This is a genomic window from Catenulispora sp. MAP12-49, from assembly GCF_041262705.1.
In the GTDB taxonomy this organism is placed as follows: domain Bacteria; phylum Actinomycetota; class Actinomycetes; order Streptomycetales; family Catenulisporaceae; genus Catenulispora.
This window is the reverse complement of record NZ_JBGCCP010000013.1, coordinates 46044-64474: the sequence shown is the minus strand read 5'-3', so window position 1 is coordinate 64474 and position 18431 is coordinate 46044. Positions and strand designations below refer to the sequence as shown.

The 18431-nt window shown below is 71.4% G+C and carries 15 protein-coding genes and 1 pseudogene; 9 read left to right on the top strand and 7 right to left on the bottom strand.

Features of this window, described 5'->3' with window-relative positions:
* Positions 1-18: 18 nt before the first annotated feature.
* Positions 19-788: pseudogene (locus ABIA35_RS23320) on the bottom strand (cupin); the annotation flags it as partial.
* Between the two features lie 8 nt (positions 789-796).
* On the opposite strand from ABIA35_RS23320, the gene ABIA35_RS23315 reads away from it, so the two are divergent.
* Together ABIA35_RS23315 and ABIA35_RS23310 are read left to right on the top strand one after the other, a co-directional pair.
* Complete coding sequence (locus tag ABIA35_RS23315) at positions 797-1495, top strand: dihydrodipicolinate synthase family protein (RefSeq protein WP_370359302.1); 699 nt, start codon at positions 797-799, stop codon at positions 1493-1495.
* 99 nt (positions 1496-1594) lie between these two features.
* Positions 1595-3259: a glycosyl hydrolase family 18 protein gene (locus ABIA35_RS23310; protein ID WP_370359301.1), complete on the top strand. Its 1665-nt coding sequence runs from the start codon at positions 1595-1597 to the stop codon at positions 3257-3259.
* A gap of 67 nt (positions 3260-3326) precedes the next feature.
* On the opposite strand, the gene ABIA35_RS23305 is transcribed toward ABIA35_RS23310, so the two are convergent.
* Positions 3327-4619: an alpha/beta hydrolase family protein gene (locus ABIA35_RS23305; RefSeq protein WP_370359300.1), complete on the bottom strand. Its 1293-nt coding sequence runs from the start codon at positions 4617-4619 to the stop codon at positions 3327-3329.
* A gap of 164 nt (positions 4620-4783) precedes the next feature.
* Here ABIA35_RS23305 and ABIA35_RS23300 point away from each other — a divergent pair, with 164 nt between their 5' ends.
* Positions 4784-5707 (top strand): phosphotransferase family protein, encoded by a 924-nt coding sequence (locus ABIA35_RS23300; protein WP_370359299.1) that lies wholly within the window; start codon positions 4784-4786, stop codon positions 5705-5707.
* Positions 5704-6648 (top strand): phosphotransferase family protein, encoded by a 945-nt coding sequence (locus ABIA35_RS23295; protein ID WP_370359298.1) that lies wholly within the window; start codon positions 5704-5706, stop codon positions 6646-6648. The genes ABIA35_RS23300 and ABIA35_RS23295 overlap by 4 nt, the downstream gene beginning before the upstream one ends.
* 22 nt (positions 6649-6670) lie before the next feature.
* Here ABIA35_RS23295 and ABIA35_RS23290 read toward each other — a convergent pair whose 3' ends face one another.
* Positions 6671-7924: an RNA polymerase sigma factor gene (locus ABIA35_RS23290; protein ID WP_370359297.1), complete on the bottom strand. Its 1254-nt coding sequence runs from the start codon at positions 7922-7924 to the stop codon at positions 6671-6673.
* An 80-nt stretch (positions 7925-8004) separates the two neighbouring features.
* A complete protein-coding gene (locus tag ABIA35_RS23285; RefSeq protein WP_370345923.1) occupies positions 8005-8346 on the bottom strand; it encodes a YciI family protein in 342 nt (113 codons plus the stop codon).
* Between the two features lie 336 nt (positions 8347-8682).
* Here ABIA35_RS23285 and ABIA35_RS23280 point away from each other — a divergent pair, with 336 nt between their 5' ends.
* Together ABIA35_RS23280 and ABIA35_RS23275 are read left to right on the top strand one after the other, a co-directional pair.
* The gene (locus ABIA35_RS23280; protein WP_370359296.1) at positions 8683-9285 is read left to right on the top strand and encodes a VOC family protein; all 603 of its coding nucleotides are present in this window, start codon (positions 8683-8685) and stop codon (positions 9283-9285) included.
* 107 nt (positions 9286-9392) lie between these two features.
* The gene (locus ABIA35_RS23275; protein WP_370359295.1) at positions 9393-12224 is read left to right on the top strand and encodes an AAA family ATPase; all 2832 of its coding nucleotides are present in this window, start codon (positions 9393-9395) and stop codon (positions 12222-12224) included.
* Positions 12225-12252: 28 nt separating this feature from the next.
* On the opposite strand, the gene ABIA35_RS23270 is transcribed toward ABIA35_RS23275, so the two are convergent.
* Complete coding sequence (locus ABIA35_RS23270; protein ID WP_370359293.1) at positions 12253-13041, bottom strand: alpha/beta hydrolase; 789 nt, start codon at positions 13039-13041, stop codon at positions 12253-12255.
* A gap of 163 nt (positions 13042-13204) precedes the next feature.
* On the opposite strand from ABIA35_RS23270, the gene ABIA35_RS23265 reads away from it, so the two are divergent.
* Together ABIA35_RS23265 and ABIA35_RS23260 are read left to right on the top strand one after the other, a co-directional pair.
* On the top strand, positions 13205-14293 hold the full coding sequence (locus tag ABIA35_RS23265) for an alpha/beta fold hydrolase (protein WP_370359292.1): 1089 nt from the start codon (positions 13205-13207) through the stop codon (positions 14291-14293).
* Between the two features lie 16 nt (positions 14294-14309).
* Positions 14310-14504 (top strand): hypothetical protein, encoded by a 195-nt coding sequence (locus ABIA35_RS23260; RefSeq protein ID WP_370359291.1) that lies wholly within the window; start codon positions 14310-14312, stop codon positions 14502-14504.
* Between the two features lie 62 nt (positions 14505-14566).
* Here the strand turns inward: ABIA35_RS23260 and ABIA35_RS23255 are convergent, their stop codons facing one another.
* Complete coding sequence (locus tag ABIA35_RS23255; protein ID WP_370359290.1) at positions 14567-15142, bottom strand: TetR/AcrR family transcriptional regulator; 576 nt, start codon at positions 15140-15142, stop codon at positions 14567-14569.
* A gap of 72 nt (positions 15143-15214) precedes the next feature.
* Positions 15215-15577 (bottom strand): hypothetical protein, encoded by a 363-nt coding sequence (locus ABIA35_RS23250; RefSeq protein ID WP_370359289.1) that lies wholly within the window; start codon positions 15575-15577, stop codon positions 15215-15217.
* An 89-nt stretch (positions 15578-15666) separates the two neighbouring features.
* Between ABIA35_RS23250 and ABIA35_RS23245 the strand changes: the two genes are divergently transcribed.
* Positions 15667-18423, top strand: a complete 2757-nt coding sequence (locus tag ABIA35_RS23245) for an AAA family ATPase (protein ID WP_370359288.1) — start codon at positions 15667-15669, stop codon at positions 18421-18423.
* The last annotated feature ends 8 nt before the right edge of the window (positions 18424-18431 follow it).

The following is an 18431-nucleotide window of genomic DNA, read 5'->3' as shown; positions in this document are numbered from 1 at the left end:
CGTGTGCTGACAGAGCCGTCAGCGCCGGTCGCTGAAACGGATGTCCAGGGAACGAAGGTAAGTATGGAGCCCGGCGTCCTGGATCGGGATCAGGTGCGCGTCGGTGCTGGTCTCGTTGACGTGCGCGTGCCACTTGCCGGGCGGGGTGATGAACGCGCCGCCCGGCACCCAGTCCACCCGCACCGGGTCGACGATCTCGCCGCGCTCGTCGAGGCGGTCGCCGAGCAGGGTGTAGCAGCCCTCCGGGGTGTCCAGGATCAGGTCCAGGGCGACCGACTGGTGCCGGTGCGGGCGCTGGACCTGGCCGGCTGGGAGCAGCCCGAACATCGCCCAGAGAGTGTGGGTGATGGTCAGGGTCTGGGTCTGCTCGGCGTTGGCCAGCAGCACGCTGACGCGGTTCTTCGCGTTGGCACCGGGACGGCCGGCGATCGCGGCGAGCTCGTCGGTGAGGCGCCGGCGAGGGAACTTGGTCGGCAGGAAGCGCGCGGTCTTCGGGGTGACGCCGAGGTAGCGCAGCAGGGGCTCGTCCGTGACCCAGTACAGGGCGGCGTCGGTGAGGCCGTGGTGGGTCGCCGGGTGTGCGCGGGGAGCGTGAGGACGTCGCCCTTCTCCCAGGTGACGACGCGTCCTGAGATCTCCGACCAGCCGCGTCCGGAGAGCACGTAGTAGAGCTCCGAGGTCGCCTCGGGGTCGGTCGCCAGCTTCTCGCCGGCGTTGATGCGCACGAAGCTCGCCACGACCGCCGGACTGGTGGCCGGACCGCCGGTGATGCCGAGCTCGGCGGACAGACGGCGTCGTGCCCGGCCTGGGCAACGTCGATCCGCACGGCTACGCCCGCCTGTACGCGCTGGCGCAGGCCGGCGACTGGGACGCGGCCAAGCAGGAGCAGGAGCGGCTGATGCGCCTGTTCGAGCTGGTCGGCGTGGGCGGGGCCGAGCGCATGGGCCGGGCTTCTTCGGCGCTGGGCGCTTTCAAGGCCGCGTTGTACCTGCGCGGCGTGATCGCCAACCCGCGCACCGCGCTGCCCTACATCCAGCTCGACGAAGCCGAGATCGACCGGGTGAAGGGCCACGCCGCGGTCCGCGGGCACGGCCACCTGGATCTGCACCCGCGCCGACCGCTGGGACGGCACCGGCTCCACCGCCACCACCTTCCTGCCGCCGGGCAGCGCGCCCGCGCAGCAGACCGGATCAGAGGCCGAAGGCCGCGCGTGCAGCCGCTTCTCGCAGCACATCGTCGCCGACACCCGGTGGCGCTCGCCGCAGGGCAAGCAGTACCTGCTGGTCGCCGGGTCGCGGCACGTCACCTCGCTGCAAGTCGGCTCGGCGACCGTCGCAGTACCCGATCACACCGCCGCGCTGCCCGCCGCGAGCGCTGCCGCGCCGGCGATCACCGGGGTGTTGGACATCGGCGGGACCGTGTCGCCGCTGGCGCGCTGAGCAGAGTGCTGCCCTTTCGTACCTCCGCCGGAAACGGTCAAGCGCAGACGTCTTGACAGCCCCACAGGTCTAGTCCAATCTGCGTGCTAGCCGCAGCTCCGGAGCAGCAGGCGTATCCGCCCACTCGCCATGTAGTGCTGCCTGGAGGACGTTTGATGCTCAGGAATCTCAGTTCTCGCCGCCGACAACTTCTCGCCTCAGCAGGGGCGGCGGCCGGCGCGCTCGCGCTCGCGGGAGCTGCCGCGGGCTTCGCGACGGACGCCACCGCCGCCCCGGGCTCGGCCCCGGCGGCTGCGTCCGGCAACCTGCTGACCAACCCCGGCTTCGAAAGTGGGGACTTGTCCGGTTGGACGTGCGACGCCGGTACAGGAGCCGTCGTCGCCAGCCCGGTGCACTCCGGCAGCCACGCGCTGGCCGGTACTCCCTCCGGCTCGGACAACGCCCAGTGCACGCAGACCGTGTCGGTGCAGCCGAACACGGCGTACACGTTCTCCGGGTACGTCGAAGGGTCCTACGTCTACATAGGCGTGACCGGTGGTACCTCGACGTGGACGCCGTCGGCGACCAGCTGGCAGCAGCTGTCGGTGTCGTTCACGACCGGCGCGTCGCAGACCTCCGTCCAGGTCTACCTCCACGGCTGGTACGCCGAGCCGGTGTACTACGCCGACGACCTGGCGCTGACCGGGCCGGCCGGACCGCCGCCGACGACGCCGAGCACGACGCCCACCACGCCGTCGACCACGCCCACGACGCCCCCGACCACCCCGACCACGCCACCGACCACGCCCACGACGCCGACGAGCCCGACCAGCTCGACGCCGACCAGCCCGTCCTCCAGCAGCTCCTCCTCCGCGCCTGGCGGCAGCACCTGTCCGGTGAAGTCGCGCCCGGCCGGCAAGGTGATCCAGGGCTACTGGGAGAACTGGGACGGCGCGCTCAACGGCGTGCACCCGGGCCTGGGCTGGATCCCGATCGACGACCCGCGGATCCAGCAGCACGGGTACAACGTCATCAACGCCGCGTTCCCGGTCATCCTCTCGGACGGCACCGTGGAGTGGCAGGACGGCATGGACACCAACGTCAAGGTTGGTTCTCCGGCCGACTACTGCGCGGAGAAGGCGGCCGGCGGGACCATCCTGATGTCGATCGGCGGCGCCACCGCCAGCGTCGACCTCAGCTCCAGCGCCGCGGCCGACAAGTTCGTCGCGACGATCGTGCCGATCCTGAAGCAGTACAACTTCGACGGCATCGACATCGACATCGAGACCGGCCTGACCGACAGCGGCAACATCAACACCCTGTCGACCTCGCAGCAGAACCTGGAGCGCATCATCGACGGCGTGCTGGCGCAGATGCCGTCGAACTTCGGGCTGACCATGGCCCCGGAGACCGCCTACGTGACCGGCGGCAGCGTGACCTACGGCTCGATCTGGGGCGCGTACCTGCCGATCATCAAGAAGTACATGGACAACGGCCGCCTGTGGTGGCTGAACATGCAGTACTACAACGGCAGCATGTACGGCTGCTCCGGCGACTCCTACGAGGCGGCCACAGTCCAGGGCTTCCAGGTCCAGACCCAGTGCCTGAACAACGGCCTGACCATCCAGGGCACCACGATCAAGGTGCCCTACGACCACCAGGTCCCCGGCCTGCCCGCCCAGCCCGGCGCCGGCGGCGGCTACATGACCCCCTCGCTGGTCTCCCAGGCGTGGAACAGCGTCGGCGGCCAGATCAAGGGACTGATGACCTGGTCCATCAACTGGGACGGGTCGTTGGGATGGACGTTCGGGGACAACGTGAAGGGGTTGGAGGGACGCTGAGATAGCCGAAAGCGGTCGCGGGGTCCCACGCCCGAATCAGGCGTGGGACCCCGCGACGGCGACGGCCCTAGCGCTCGCTGTCAGCCGCGTCGCTGAAGAACGCCAGCACCTGCGGCGTGGCCAGCTCCGCGGAGGTGTTGTGGTCGACGTTGCCGACGTCGATCAGCTTGACGCGGTCGCCGTGCGCGGCCAGTTGCGCCTGGCACTGCTGGGCGTTGGCGAAGGCGACGCCGTCGTCGCCGTTGGCGGCGTAGATCTGCGTCGGGGCGTCCGGGTGCCAGTCGCAGGAGACGTCGTTCTGCGTCATCGCCGTCAGCAGGGCGCCGGTCGGGTGCTGGAGACGTGCGGTGTACTGCGGGGTCAGTAGTGCTGCGGGGTTGCTCGGCAGGGCCGACAGGATGTCCTGCTCGGAGTGGTCGCCGTCGTAGAGGCCTTCGACGATCGAGGCGTACGGCTGCTGGAAGACCTCCGCTGGGTTGGCGTAGAAGTGGTAGATCCGGTTCATCGCCACGGTCCAGAAGGAGATGTAGAGCACTTCGCTCTCCGGGTTGAGCGAGTTGCTGAGCAGCGCGGGGATCTCAGCGGTACGGACGTTGTAGGGGCCGCTCATCGGTGCGACGGCTCCCAGGCGCCAGTAAGTGCCTGCCTGGCCCTGCTGGATCGCGTGCGCGAAGCCCATCGCCGCCGCGCCGCCCTGGGAGAAGCCGGTGACCATGACCCGCGGATTCAGGCTCGTGTCGTGCTGGCCGGCCAGGGTGCGGCTCGCGGTGAGCATGTCCTCCGAGGCCGTGACCTCAGAGGCCAGATCCATGTACGGATGGACGCCGGGGCCCGTGCCCAGTCCGAGGTAGTCCGGGGCGACGGCGGCGTAGCCGGCCGAGGCGAACAGCTCGACGGCCTCCCGGTCGCCGCCGCCCGCGGTGACCGAGGCGACCGCGTCGCGGGTCGGGTTGGTGCCGTGGTCGTAGGAGATGACGTTCAGCCGGTCGCCGGCGCCGGTGGGCAGGGCGACCAGGCCGCTGGCGGTCGTCGCGCGGCCCTGCGGATCGACGGTGCTGTAGGTGATGCGGTAGTCGGTGACCGCATAGCGCACCCGCTTGGTGTCGCCGAAGAACGGGACCACCGCCGCCTGCACCTGATCCGGCGACAGCGCCGCGACCTCCGTCACGGACAACAACCGGCCGGGCTCGTGGTGCTGCCGGCCGTGCTCGAACGCACCGGGCCCGGATGTCGAGGCGTTCGCGACGGTGGCCGAGGCGGCCGAGGCGACGGTCAGCAGCAAGGCGCCCGCCGCGCCGATCGCGACGGACTTCGCGGCGTGCTGACGGAAACGGCTGTGGGAACGGCTGTGGGAACGCATAGCGATTCTCTTTCCCCGAGATGGATGGCTTGAGGTGATGCCTCAAGTCTGCGAGCCGGGACGTGCTCGCACGATGGCCCTACATGGTGTTCGTTGGGTGTATGTAGCTCCACCGCCCGGGAAAGCCCGGTGCGTCGACAGGTCGTCGGACCTAGCATGCGGAGGTGGATCTTTCGCAGCTCGGCGCACCGGTCGGCCCGATGATCCGCGTCCACGGCGGGTTCGCCAACCGGATGTACCGGCTCGACACCGATCAAGGGTCGTTCGCGGTGAAGGAGCTGAACCTGGGCGACCGCCGCTGGGCGTATCACGGCGAGGACGTGTTCGCGTTCGAGCGGACGGCCTTCGCCGCCGGCATCCCGATGCCGGAGCCGATCTCGGCCGACCGCGGCACGCTCGTCCATCGATGGGTTGAGGGCGAGAAGGTGCCGGAAGCGCCGGTGTCGGCGGCGTACGCGTTCGAGATCGGAGAGATCCTCGCGCGCATCCACGCGCTCGATGCCGCCTGGAGCGCCGGGCCGGTCGAGGAACCAGTGGCACGGGACTGGCCCGAGCTCGCGGCGCGGGCGGCGGCGACCGGACAGCCCTGGGCCGAGGAGCTGGCCGCCCGGGTCCAGACGTTCCAGGCGATCGCCCGCTTCGTCGACACCTGCGAACGGCCGGGCCCGGTCGTGCTGACCCACAGAGACATCCAGCCGTGGAACCTGCTGGCCCGCCGGGGCCGGCCGGTGGTTCTGGACTGGGAGCTGTCGGGATTGCTCGACCTGTCCGGTGAGCTCGGTTCGACCGCGCTGAGCCTGGCGAAGGGCCCCGGCCTCGACGGCATCGAGCCCGCCGTCTTCGCCTCGGTCCTCGACGGCTACGCCGCCGGCGGCGGAGTGCTGCCGCCCTCGGGCCCGAGCTGGTTCGCGCACATGATCGGCGGCTGGTTGGGACACACGAGGTGGAACATCCTGCGGTGCCTGGCGGGCGTCGAGGCGGCCACCGGTCCCGGCCTCGCGCTGTCGCACGAGTCCGTGCGCGACGGAGTGCGTGGCCTGCCCGTCTTGTTCGGCCGGCTCGGCGAGCTCGAGGAACTGCTCCTATGACGGTTCGACTGACGGTTCGGCCGTTGACGCTGGCATGGGTGAAGCAGCATCTCCACACCGGCGAGCAGATCGTCGGCGTCGAGGAGCTGCAGGGCGGGATCACCGCCGAGATCCGGAAGCTGACCATCGTCACACGGGACGGGGACACCCGTGAGCTGGTGTTGCGATCGTTCGTCGAACCGGCTCACAGGGAGCGTGCCGAGGACTCGCTGACCAGGGAAGCCGGTGCCCTGACACAGCTTGCCGGGACCGGCGTGACGGCTCCCGGACTGGTCGCCGTCGATCCGACCGCCGCCCACTGCGAATATCCCTCGCTCCTCATGACCTGTCTGCCGGGCCGGACGGTCCTCACCGACGGCGGGGTGGAGACGCGGGTGCCGCTCTTGGCGCGTCAGCTGGTGTCGATCCACGCACTACGGCCCGCAGTACGTCCCCCCGGGTACGTGACGCTGACCACCGCCGACAGCGTCGTGGTACCGACGAACGCCGACCTGGCGGCGTGGGCCGCCGCCGTCGACATGATCCGCAGACCCGCTCCGCCCTACCAAGGGCGATTCCTGCACCGCGACTTCCAGCCGGGAAACGTGCTGTTCGGCGTGCTGCCATCGAGTCCGGCCGACACGCACATCACCGGGGTCGTCGACTGGGCGGCCACCTCGTGGGGTCCCGCAGATCTCGATGTGGCGCACTGCTGCACCAACCTCGCACTGCTGCACGGCCCGGCATGGGGCCGGCGGTTCGCCGAGGCGTACGAGGAGGCCGGCGGCGTGCTGGCCGCGGACGCGAGCGAGCGGTCGTACTGGATGGTGCGGGACCCGCTGGCGTTCTCAGAAGAGGTGGCCGTCATCGCCCGGGCATGGCGGGAATCGGGGAGGCCGGAGCTGACGACCCGAGCCGTGGAGGAGCGGCTGGACGCCTATATCAAGATGCTGCTGTCCTGACGACCTGACGACCTGACGACCTTCAGTTCCTTCGGGCGGTCCGCCCCCGCGACTCCGCCAGCCGCCGCTCCAACAACCGCCGCTCGGCATCGGTCGGCGCCAGCTCCAGCGCGGTCCGCAGGCTCTTCGCCGCCTCGTCCTCGCGCCCGAGCCGGCGCAGGAAGTCGGCGCGCGTGGCGTGCAGGAGGTGGTAGCCGTCCAGGCGGCCGGAGTCGGCGAGGGCGTCGAGGTCGGGGAGCGCCGTCTCAGGGCCCTGTGCCATGGCCAGCGCGACGGTCCGGTTCAGATCGACCATCGGGTTCGGGAGCACGCGCCGTAGTTGGTCGTAGAGCCCGACGATCTGCGGCCAGTCGGTGTCCTGGAAGCGGGGCGCGGTCGCGTGGCAGGCCGCGATGGCCGCCTGGATCTGGAACGGCCCGGCGCGGCGGCGGCGCAGCGCGCGCTCCAGGATCGCCGTGCCCTCGCCGATGAGGTCGCGGTCCCACTGGGAGCGGTCCTGGTGCTCCAGGGTGACCAGTTCGCCGTCGCCGTCCAGGCGTGCGGCGTGGCGGGCCTCCTGCAGCAGCATCAGGGCCAGCAGGCCCTGCGCCTCGGGTTCGTCCGGCATCAGGGTGGCCAGGACGCGGGCCACCTGGATCGCCTCGGTGCTCAGGCGGGCCTTGTGCTCCTGGTCGCTGTAGCTCTCGTTGTAGATCAGGTACAGCACGTGCAGTACGGCCGGCAGCCGGTCGGGCAGCAGGTGGGCCGGCGGGACCCGGAACGGGATGACCGCGTGTGCCACCTTCTGCTTGGCCCGGAAGATGCGCTGGCCCATGGTGCGTTCGCTGACCAGGAAGGCGCGCGCGATGTCGGCGGTGCTCAGGCCGGCCAGCGAGCGCAGGGTCAGCGCCACCTGGGCGTCCAGGTTCAGGGCCGGGTGGCAGCAGGTGAACATGAGTTCCAGGCGCTCGTCCGGGATCTCGCTGTCGCGGGTGTACGGCGGCGGGGCCTTCGCCTCCCAGGCGGCCCACTGGCGCAGCTTCGCCGCCTCGGTGGAGGCCCGGCGCCAGACGTCGACGGCGCGGTTGCGCGCGGCGGTGGTGAGCCAGGCCAGCGGCTGGCGGGGGACGCCGTCCTCGGGCCAGCGGCGCAGGGCCTGGGCGAAGGCGTCCTGCGCGCACTCCTCGGCCAGGTTCCAGTCGCCGCCGGTGAACCGGATCATGGTGGCCACGATCCGGCTCCAGCCGTCGGCGTACAGGGCGGCGATGACCTCGCTCGCCGGTTCGTCGTCGGCCATCGCCGCCTCCTCTCCTCTGCTTGCCTTTGCTTGCCCTTGCTTGCCTTTGCTTGCTCTGCGCGTGTGCCCCCCCGGGCGTCCTACGCCTGGTCGCCGGACCAGAACGGCCGCAGCTCGATCACCCCGTACCAGGCCATCGGGTGCCGCGAGGCGACCTCGACGGCCTCGTCCAGGTCGGCGCACTCCAACACGTCGAACCCGGCGATCAGGTCCTTGGTCTCGACGTAGGGCCCGTCGGTGAGCAGCACCTCGCCGTCGCGCACCCGTACGGTGGTCGCGTCGCTGTCGGGGCGGATACGCTCGCCGATGAGCCGGACGCCCTTGGCGTCGTTGTCCTTGACCCAGTCCTCGACGTCGGGCGCCCCCGGGATCTCCTCCTTGGCGCCATCGGGCTCCACGCACACCAGCATCAAGTACCTCATGTGACTGCTCCGTTCACAGTTCGTCGGCCGGCGACTCGCGCCGTTCTCGTGGGCTTCTCGTGGGCTTTCGTGGGGTTGACGAACGGGCAGGCGGCGTTACTACAGGCTGGCCCAGAAAATCTTCGAGGGCTACCGGTCGCGAGGTTTCCGCGCATGCGGCGGGAGGGAACGTCGGTCAGAGTAGCTCCGTACGCACCCGCGGGCCCGAGCACGGCACCCCTGGCGACCCCGGGCCCGGGTACGTGCCAGGGTTCACCCCTGGGGTGACGCCCCCGTAGTCGCGGAATCGTTGTCGGCGGATGCCGACCGGCATCGCGCTGGGCGGAGGAGCGGACGATGGTGGACTTCAAACTCGAGGTCGTAGTGCTTCCGGTGTCGGATGTGGACCGGGCCAAGGACTTCTATGCCGGGATCGGGTTCCGGGTCGACGTCGACTTCTCCGGCCCCGGGGGCTTCCGGGTCGTGCACCTGACGCCGCCCGGGTCGGCGGCCTCGTTCATCATCGGCAGCGGCGTGACCGACGCGGCGCCGGGGTCCGAGCGCGGCGTGCACCTGGTCGTGGACGACGTCGTCGCGGCCCGCGAGGAACTGCTGGCGCACGGCGTCGCGGTCAGCGAGGTGTTCCACGACGCCGGCGGTGTCTTCCACCACGCCGGCACCGTCGACCGGGTTTCGGGCCCGCATCCGGACCGGCAGTCCTACGGATCCTTCGCCTCGTTCGAGGACCCGGACGGCAACGCCTTCGTCCTTCAAGAGGTCACCACGCGCCGCCCCGGCCGCATCGGGCACGTGGTCTACCGCTCGGCCGCCGACCTCGAACTCGCCCTGCGCGATGCCGAGGCCGCCCACGCCAAGTACGAGGGCGAACTCGGCCACCCCGACGCCGACTGGCCGGCCTGGTACGCGGCCCACATGGCCCGGGCCGCCGGGCTCGACTGAAGCCGTGGACGTCGTCGGGGAGCGGGCCAGGCATGGGTCGTCTCGGCCCCGGCCCCGGCCCCGGCATTCCGGCTTGTGGCACGACGAAGAAAGAAAGTGGGGAGGGCATGGAATCCATCGGCATGGCGATGGTGGGACGGGAGGCCGAACAGGCCGAGCTCGCGGCGTTCGTCAAGGCCGCCGCGGGCCAGGCCCTGATCCTGCGCGGCGAGACCGGGGTCGGCAAGAGCTCGCTGCTGGCCCACGCCGCCGCCGCGGCCGAGCAGGAAGGCCACGCCGTCATCCGCACGGCCGGCGTCGAGGCGGAGTCGGAGCTGCCCTACGCCGGGCTGCACCAGTTCCTGCACCCGCTGCTGGCCGACGTCGCAGACCTCGACGACGGCAGCCAGTCGGTCTTCGACGCCGTCTTCGGCCGCGCCGAGGGCATCCCGCCGTCGGTCATGGCCCTGGGCATCGCCGTGCTCAGCCTGCTGTCCCAGGCCGCCGCGCGCCGGCCGCTGCTCCTGGTCCTGGACGACGGCCAGTGGTTCGACGACTCCAGCGCCGACATCTGCGGCTTCGTCGGCCGCCGCCTGGCCGGCAGCCCGGTGAAGCTGCTGGTCGGGGTCCGCACCGACATCGGCTCGCGCTTCGACACCGCCGCGCTGCCCGAACTGCCCGTCGCCGCCCTGAGCGAGCAGGACGCCGAGAGCCTGCTCATCCAACGCTTCCCGACGCTGGGCAAACAGGTCCGCGCCATGGTGTTGGAACAGGCCCAGGGCAACCCGCTGGCTCTGCTGGAACTGCCCGCGCACCTCGGTGCCGCGACGCAGGGCGAGCCGTTGTTGGAAAGCCTCGTCGGGGAACTCGGGATGCCGCTGCCTCGGCGTCTGCAGCGGTTGTACGGCGCGCGTATCGAGGCTCTGAGCCAGGTCATGCGCGAGGAACTGCTGATGGGCGCTCTCGACGGCGTCGGCACCGGGCACGGATCGCGCGGCGCCGGCACCGGCAGCAGTATCGGCATCGGAGGTAGTACCGGAGCCAGTACCGGGGCAGGCCCCGGCGCGCGCTACCGCATGCGCGACGCCGACGAAGCCGTGGCCGCCGGTCTGCTGGAGATCGAGCCGGCCACCGGTGACTTCGCGTTCCGCCATCCGCTGGTGCGCTCGGCGGTCGTGCAGATGGCCACCCCCAACCAGCGCCGCGCCGCGCACCAGGCGCTGGCCCAGGTGCACCGCGAGAACCTGGAACGCCGCGCGACCCACCTGGCGGCGGCCACCGTCGACCCGGACGAGGAGGTCGCCGACATCCTGGAGGCGGCGGCCGAGTCGGCGACCAAGCGCGGCGGCGCCCTGGCCGCGGTGGCCTGGCTGACCCGCGCCGCCGAGCTCAGCGAGGAGCACACCGGACGCTCCCGGCGCCTGGCCGACGCCGCGTTCGTCGCCGGGCACGCCGCGCGCCTGGGCCAGGCGCACCGGCTCGTGCAGTCCGGCCTCGGGCCCGGCTCGGCCGACGCGCCGGCCTCGGTGCTCGCCTCGGCGTACCAGGCGCTGTATCAGGACGGCGATGTCCTGTCCACGCACCGCCAGGTGGCCTCGGCCATCGACAGACTTCGCCAGAGCGGTCCGGCCGAATCAGACGAGGTCCTGACCCGCCTGGTCAACCTGCTGCTGGCGATCAGCCAATACGCGGGCGAGCGCACGGCCTGGGAGCGTACCCACGGCCTGCTGGCTGATCTGGGGGACCTGATCACCGAGCGCTCGCGCCTGTACGGCAACACCTGGAGCGACGTGATCCGGCACGGTGCCGGGGGCGCGGAGGTGATCGAACAGGCCGCCGCGAAGCTCGCGGGCCAGGAGCCCTGGGAGGTGACGCGTCTGGCCGTGGCCGCGTACCACCTCGACCTGCTCAGCAGGTTCCGTCCGTACCTGCGCGGCATCGTGGACCGCGAGCTGGAGACCGGCGCCGTGGCCAGCGGCATGGTCATGCTCCACCTGATCATGCTGGACCAGATGGCGGTCGGGGAGTGGGACGGAGCGCAGGACACCGGCCGGCGCGTCCTGGACCTGGCGGTCGAGCACGGGCACGAGCTGTTCGCCAACCAGAGCCGCGCGTACCTCGCGCAGCTCGCGGCGCTGCGCGGGCAGCTGGGACCGGCGCGCGATCTGCAGGCCGAGGTGGACGCCTGGGCCCGGCCGCGCGGACTGGGCTTCCTGACGCAGCTCGCCGACTCCGCCGGAGCGACGGCGGCGTTGAGCGCGGGTGACTACGAGAGCGCATACCTGTACGCCATCGGCATCACGCCGCCGGGGGAGTTCCGTCCGTACGCGTATCAGGCCTCGCGCACCTTGCTCGATCTGGTCGAGGCCGCCCGCCACACCGGCCGCGCCGAGCAGGCCCGGCAGCACGCGCTGGCCGCGCGGGACTCCGGGCTGCCGGAGGTCTCGCCGCGCCTGGCGCTGATCACCCACGGCGCGCTGGCGATGACGGCCGAGTCGGAGAAGGAGGCCGCGGAGATGTTCGCGCTGGCCGAGGCGCACCCCGACGCCGCGCGCTTCCCGTTCGAGCTGGCGCGGATCAGGCTGGCGCACGGGATCCGAGTGCGGCACGTGGAGGGACGCGCGGCGGCGCGGCAGTACCTGGTGCCGGCGGCGGAGGCCTTCGAGCGGCTGGGTGCCGCCGGCTGGACCGAGCGGGCCCGGGCCGAGCTGCGCGCGACCGGCGCCGTGCCGCGGGCCTCGATGCTGAACCTGGCGTCGCTGACATGGCAGGAGCGGCGCATCGCTGATCTGGCCGCGAGCGGGCTGACGAACAAGGAGATCGGAAAGCGGATGCACCTGTCGCCGCGGACGGTCAGCTCGCACCTGTACCGGATCTTCCCGAAGCTGGGGATCACGACGCGCGCCGCGCTGCGGGATGCGCTGAGCCGGACGGAGGGGGAGGAGGGGCTGGAGAGCTGAGGCGTTCGGTGAACCGCGCCGGGTCGCGTCACTCGGCCGCCGCGGTGATCCCGTTGGCGGCCAGCCAGGCCAGCACGTAGTCGGCGACCGCCGGCCAGCCGCTGTCGATCACCAGCGAGTGGCCCCGGTCGGCGAACTGCTTCAGGTCCGTCACCGCCGTGGAGTCGCCGTAGAGCTTGTAGGCCGCGCGCGTGACGGCGTCGGCGACCATGCGGTCTTCCTGCCCCGAGATCAGCAGCAGCGGGCCGCGCGCCGTCGTGGGCGTGGGCGTCTGCTCCGTCTCCCGCCCTTCGCCGTCGAGCCCGAGGTCGGCCAGCAGCCGGTGCGGAGCCGGGACGACGTAGCGGGAGTACAGCTGCGCGGCCTCCTCCTTGCCCACCGCGTTGGCGATCGTGTGCCGGAACTGGGGCTGGGGGAGCGGTACGTAGTCCTCGGATCGCATTGCGAGCCCGCCGCCGGATGCGGCCGACTCCGGCCAGGGCCCGTGGCCCGGCATCGGCGCGATGGCCACCGCGGCCCGGGCCAGGCCCGCGTCGAGCAGCTGCCGGGCGATCAGGCCGCCGGCCGAGTGCCCGATCAGGACCGGGAGGCTGTCCAGCTCGTGGATCGCCTTCTCGTAGTGCGCGGTGAGCTCGTCCAGGCCGAAGCCGCCGAGCGGGCCCGGGTCTTCGCGGGCCTGCGGCACGGCGTCGGGTTCGCCGGGCCAGTTCGGGACGTGGACGTCGTAGCCGTGCGCGGAGAACCGATCCGACCAGCCCTTCCAAGACGACATGTGGAGCCACGCACCGTGGATGAGGACAACGGGGATGCGATTCACGGATCAAGCGTCGGTCACCGGTGGCGGCCCGGGAAACAGTCGGATGACTGAATGTGACGGTCGAAGGGGAGGTCAGAGTGTCTGGGCGTCATGTGACTGATGTGCTCGCCCGGGGCGGGGATGGAGGGTTGTGCCGTCAGCGAAGATCAAGGAAGGACTCCATATGATGAACAGGCGGACGTTCACCAAGGCGGTCGGGCTCGGTGTGGGCGCCACGGCCGCGACGGCTGTGTCGACCGGTGCGGCCTCGGCGGCCCTGGGCACCGGCTCCAGCGCGACTGGGAACGGCCACGGCCGCCCCGGCGGCAAGCCCCCGGTGATCCCGACCATCGCCCCGGGGACGCACACCACCTTCTCGTCCCTGAAGCAGGTGCGGGCCGGCGTGCTGGACATCGGCTACGCCGAGGCCGGCCCCAAGCACGGCCCGGTGGCGATCCTGCTGCACGGCTGGCCCTACGACATCCACAGCTTCGTCGACGTGGCGCCGCTGCTGGCCGACGCCGGGTACCGGGTCATCGTGCCCTACCTGCGCGGCCACGGCTCGACCACGTTCCTGTCCTCGGCCACCATGCGCAACGCCCAGCAGTCGGCGATCGCGCTGGACATCATCGCGCTGATGGACGCGCTGCACATCGGCAAGGCGGTCGTGGCCGGCTTCGACTGGGGCTCGCGCACCGCCGACATCATGGCCGCGCTGTGGCCCGAGCGCGTCAAGGCGCTGGTCTCCACCTCCGGATACCTCATCACCAACGTCGCGGCGCAGAAGAACCCGCTGCCGCCCAAGGCCGAGCAGGTCTGGTGGTACCAGTACTACTTCGCCACCGACCGCGGCCAGACGGCCATGCAGACCCCCGCCGACCGCGACGCCCTGTGCCGCCTGGTCTGGGACGACGTCTCCCCGAGCTGGAACTTCGACGACGCGACGTTCAACCGCACCGCGGCCGCCTTCACCAACCCCGACTACGCGGCGATCGTCATCCACAACTACCGCTGGCGCCTCGGACTGGCCGACGGCGAGCGCCGCTACGACCGGTACGAGCAGCTGCTGGCGGCCAAGCCCACCATCGGCGTGCCGACCATCACCATCGACCCGGCGCTGGACCCGTTCCTGGCCTCCACCGACGGCACCGCCTACCGCGGGTTCTTCACCGGTCCGTACGACCACCGCGTCTACACCGGCATCGGCCACGACGTGCCCCAGGAGGCGCCGACGGCGTTCGCGCAGGCCGTCGTGGACGTCGACTACATGTAAGAAGGAGGGCCCTGAAGTGAGCGACCCCAGCGTGCATGACGACGCGGTGGACGCGCGCGCAGCTCGATTCGGTGCGCTGCCCGATCGCGTCGCGTTCGAGGACATGGTTCAGGAGCAGCCCGCGCTGCCGGCGAACCAGGCGGTGGACTCTTACGACTCCGACAGCCTGGGGGTACGGTTCTCCTGCCTCGCGGCGGACCTGGGCTTCTGAAGCTCGCACGAAGAAGGGGCGGCGGTCTGCGGACCGCCGCCCCTGCTGTATCTGCACCTACATCAGGCTTCTGAAGCGCCCTCCAGCAGCGCGGCGGTCACCGACCGCACCACCTCGCGCCGCTCGGCGCGGTCGGTGACCGACACCGAGGACATCACGTCCGGGCTGCTGAACTCCCAGAACGCAGCAACATGCAGGATCAGCGCGAACAGCACGTCGGCGTCGAACCGGCCGCCGATCACGCCGTCGCGCAGCGCCTGTCCGATGAGCGTGATCCGGCCCTGGGCGTCGGGCGTCGTCGGGCTGACCGTCGCCAGGTCCTCGCGCTCCAGGCGCCGCCAGGTGATCAGGCGCGACAGCTCGGGATGGTCGACGTAGGCGTCGCACAGCAGGGCCGCGGCCCCGGGCAGGTCCGCGACGTCCAGCGGCAGCCCCTCGACGGTCTCCCGCAGGACGTCCTCCCACACCGCGTCGAACAGCCCGGCCTTGCTTTTGAAGTAGTGGTAGATCTGCGCCTTGTTGGCCTGCGCGGCCTCGGCGATGCGGTCCACCCGGGCCCCGGTGAGCCCGCGCGCGGCGAACTCGGTGCGGCCCGCGGCGATCAGACGCCGCCTGGTGGCGTCAGCGTCTCGCTGCATGGAATGGCTCCTGTGCTAACTAACTATTTGGTTGATATGCTACCGGGCGTGCCCCCGTTCCACCCCGCCGGCTCAGCTCGGCGCCAGCGTCCCGAACCGCAGGCCGTCACGGCCCCGACTGACCAGCGCGGTGTGCCGGTGACGCCGCCAGCCGCGGCAGCGCGCGCCGACGGCGACGGCACGCTCCGGATGGAAGGCGGCGACGCTCACCTTCCGGCCCAGGCGCGCCCCGCAGTGTTCGCACAGGGCGCGGGCGGCCATGAACTCATAGGCCTGCCGGGCGATCCACAGGTCGGCCTCGGCCAGCTCGACCAGTCCGGCCCGTCCGGCCGGTCCGGCCGATTCGGCCGCGGGTCCGGCCTCGACCGGCGGCACCGTCGGGTGCCACGGTCCGCAGAACATCGAGGACAACTCGGTGAGCAACATCCAATCCATAACGCTACGTTCTCCCGCCGCCGCCCGAGTTCGCCCCCGTGGCGGACCCTGGCCGGCGCGCGCCAGGGGACCGGCCCGGGAGGTATGCCATGAAGCTGCTGGGCCGGCGCACCGAGTGCGCACGACTGGACGTGCTCCTCAAGGCGATGCGTGGGGGGGCCAGCGATGTGCTCGTCCTGTCGGGCGAGGCGGGTATCGGCAAGACGGCGCTGCTGGACTATGCAGTGCGCTGCGCCGCCGATGTGCGGATCCTGCGGGCCTCCGGCGTCGAGTCCGAGATGGAGCTGCCCTACGCGGCGCTGCACCGGCTGTGCCTGCCGTTGCTCGACGGCGTCGATCATCTGCCCGGGCCGCAGGCCGAGGCGCTGGCGACGGTGTTCGGGATGCGGGCCGGGGATCGGCCCGGTCCGTTCCTGGTCGGTCTCGGCGTGCTCAACCTGCTCGCCGAGGCGGCGCGCGGCGGTCCGCTGCTGTGCGCGGTCGATGACGCGCATTGGCTCGACGAGGCCTCGGCGCAGGCGATCGCGTTCGTGGCGCGTCGGTTGCGGGCCGAGTCGATCCTGATGCTGATCACCAGCCGCACACCGATTCCGAGCATGCGCGGGCTGGTGGAGCTGGGGGTCGAGGGGCTTGCTCCGGCGGCGGCCGGGGAGTTGCTGGACTCGGTGGTGCGCTGGCCGTTGGACGACGGGGTGCGTGCGGCGCTCCTGGCCGAGGCACGCGGCAATCCGCTGGCGTTGCTGGAGTTGCCGCTGGCTTCGCCTGATCGGCTCGCCGGCGGCTTCGGGTTGCTGGAGGCCACAGCGCTGACGGGGCGGATCGAGGAGAGCTTCCGGCGGCGGATCGCGGAGTTGCCTGCCGATTCGCAGGAGCTGTTGCTGCTCGCCGCGGCTGAGTCGGCCGGGGATCCGGTGCTGATCTGGCGTGCTGCCGCGGCGTTGGGGCTGAGCCCTGATGCCGGGGGTGCCTGCGAGGACGCCGAGCTGCTCACGATCGGGGTGCGCTTCGCGTTCCGGCATCCGTTGGTGCGGTCGGCGGTGTATCACGCGGCGTCGGCTGAGGCGAGACGTCGGGTGCATCGCGTGCTGGCCGACGCGACGTCGCGCGAGGCTGATCCGGACCGGCGTGCCTGGCATCTGGGGCAGGCCGCGGAGCGGCAGGACGAGGCGGTGGCCGCCGAGTTGGAGGCGTCGGCCGATCGGGCGCAGTCTCGGGGCGGGTTGGCCGCGGCGGCCGCGTTTTTGGAGCGTGCCGCGGCGCTGACGCCGGATCCGGTGAAGCGGGCTGAGCGTGAGCTGCTTGCCGCGCGCGACAAGTACCACGCGGGTGCCCCGGAGGGGGCGCAGGTGTTGCTGGACAAGGTGGAATCCGGGCCGTACGACGAGCTGCGGTCGGCACACGTGCTGCAACTGCGCGGGCACTTGGCCTTCGTCACCGGCAGCGCGGCTCTGGCGCCGAGTCTGTTGTTGGAGGCGGCGCGGCGGTTCGAGGTGCTCGATCCGGTGCTGGCTCGCGAGACCTATCTGGACGCGATCATCTACGCGCTCAGGGTCGGGCGGTTCGCTGACGACGTCACGGTGACCGAGGTGGCCAAGGCGGCGGCTGCCGCGCCGGCGCCGCGGCGGGAGGCGTCTGAGGAGCCGCGTGCGCAGGATCTGCTGCTTGACGCGCTGGCCGTGGTCTACACCGAGGGGCACGAGAAGGGCGCGCCTTTGGTGCGGCGGGCGTTGGACGCGTTCTCGCCGGACGGGTTGTCGATCGTCGAGGCGACCCGGTGGCTGTCGCTGGCCTGCTACGGGGCTTTCGCGACGTGGGACGACGTGGCCTGGGAGCGGATCTCCGCGGAGAACGTCCGGCATATCCGGGCCGCCGGCGCCCTCGGGATGCTGCCGGTCGCGCATTCGCAGCGGATGCTGGCGCATCTGCATGCGGGGCAGTTCCAGGCCGCGGCGGACTTGTTGGAGGAGTCGGACGCCATCGTCGCGGCGATCGGGGTGGATCGGCCCGCGTACGACGTGGCGGGGGTGGCGGCTTGGCGGGGGCAGACGGATCAGGCTTTTGAGTTGCTGCGGGTTGCCGAGGACGCGGCGGGGGAGCGGCGTGACGGCAATGGGTTGATGTTTGTGCGGTACGCGTCGGCGGTGCTGCTCAATGGGCTCGGTCGGTTTGGCGAGGCTCGGGATGCTGCGCTGGCGGCGGCGAATCCGAGGGGGTCGGCGTTCGCTTACTGGGCGTTGACGGAGCTTGTCGAGGCGGCGGTGCGGTGCGGGGATCGGGCGCTGGCGGAGCAGGCGGTGGAGCAGATCGCTGCGTTGACGACGCCGAGTGGGACCGATTGGGGGCTTGGTACTGAGGCACGGATGCGGGGGCTGATCAGCGAGGGCGCGGGGGCCGAGGCTGAGGTTGGGGCTGGGCCCGGGGCGGAGGCGTACTACCTCGAGGCGATCAAGCGGCTGGGGCGCAGCCGAGGGGTTATGGATCTGGCACGTACCCATCTGGTGTACGGCGAGTGGCTGCGCGGGCAGGAGCGGGTTGCCGAGGCGCGGGAGCAGTTGAGCACGGCGCATGGACGGTTCGCGGAGATGGGCGCTGAGGCTTATGCCGAGCGTGCACGGCGGGAACTGGCCGCGTGTGGGGTTTCCGTTGCCGGGCCTGCGGCGCAGAAGGCGGTCGAGCTGACGGAGCAGGAGCGTCAGATCGCTCGGCGGGCGCGCGATGGGCGCTCGAACGCGGAGATCGGGGCGGAGCTGTTTCTCAGCGGCCGGACCGTGGAGTGGCATCTGCGGAAGGTGTTCAGCAAATTGGGGATCAGTTCGCGGCGGGAGTTGCGGTCGGTGCTTTCTTGAGGCATCAC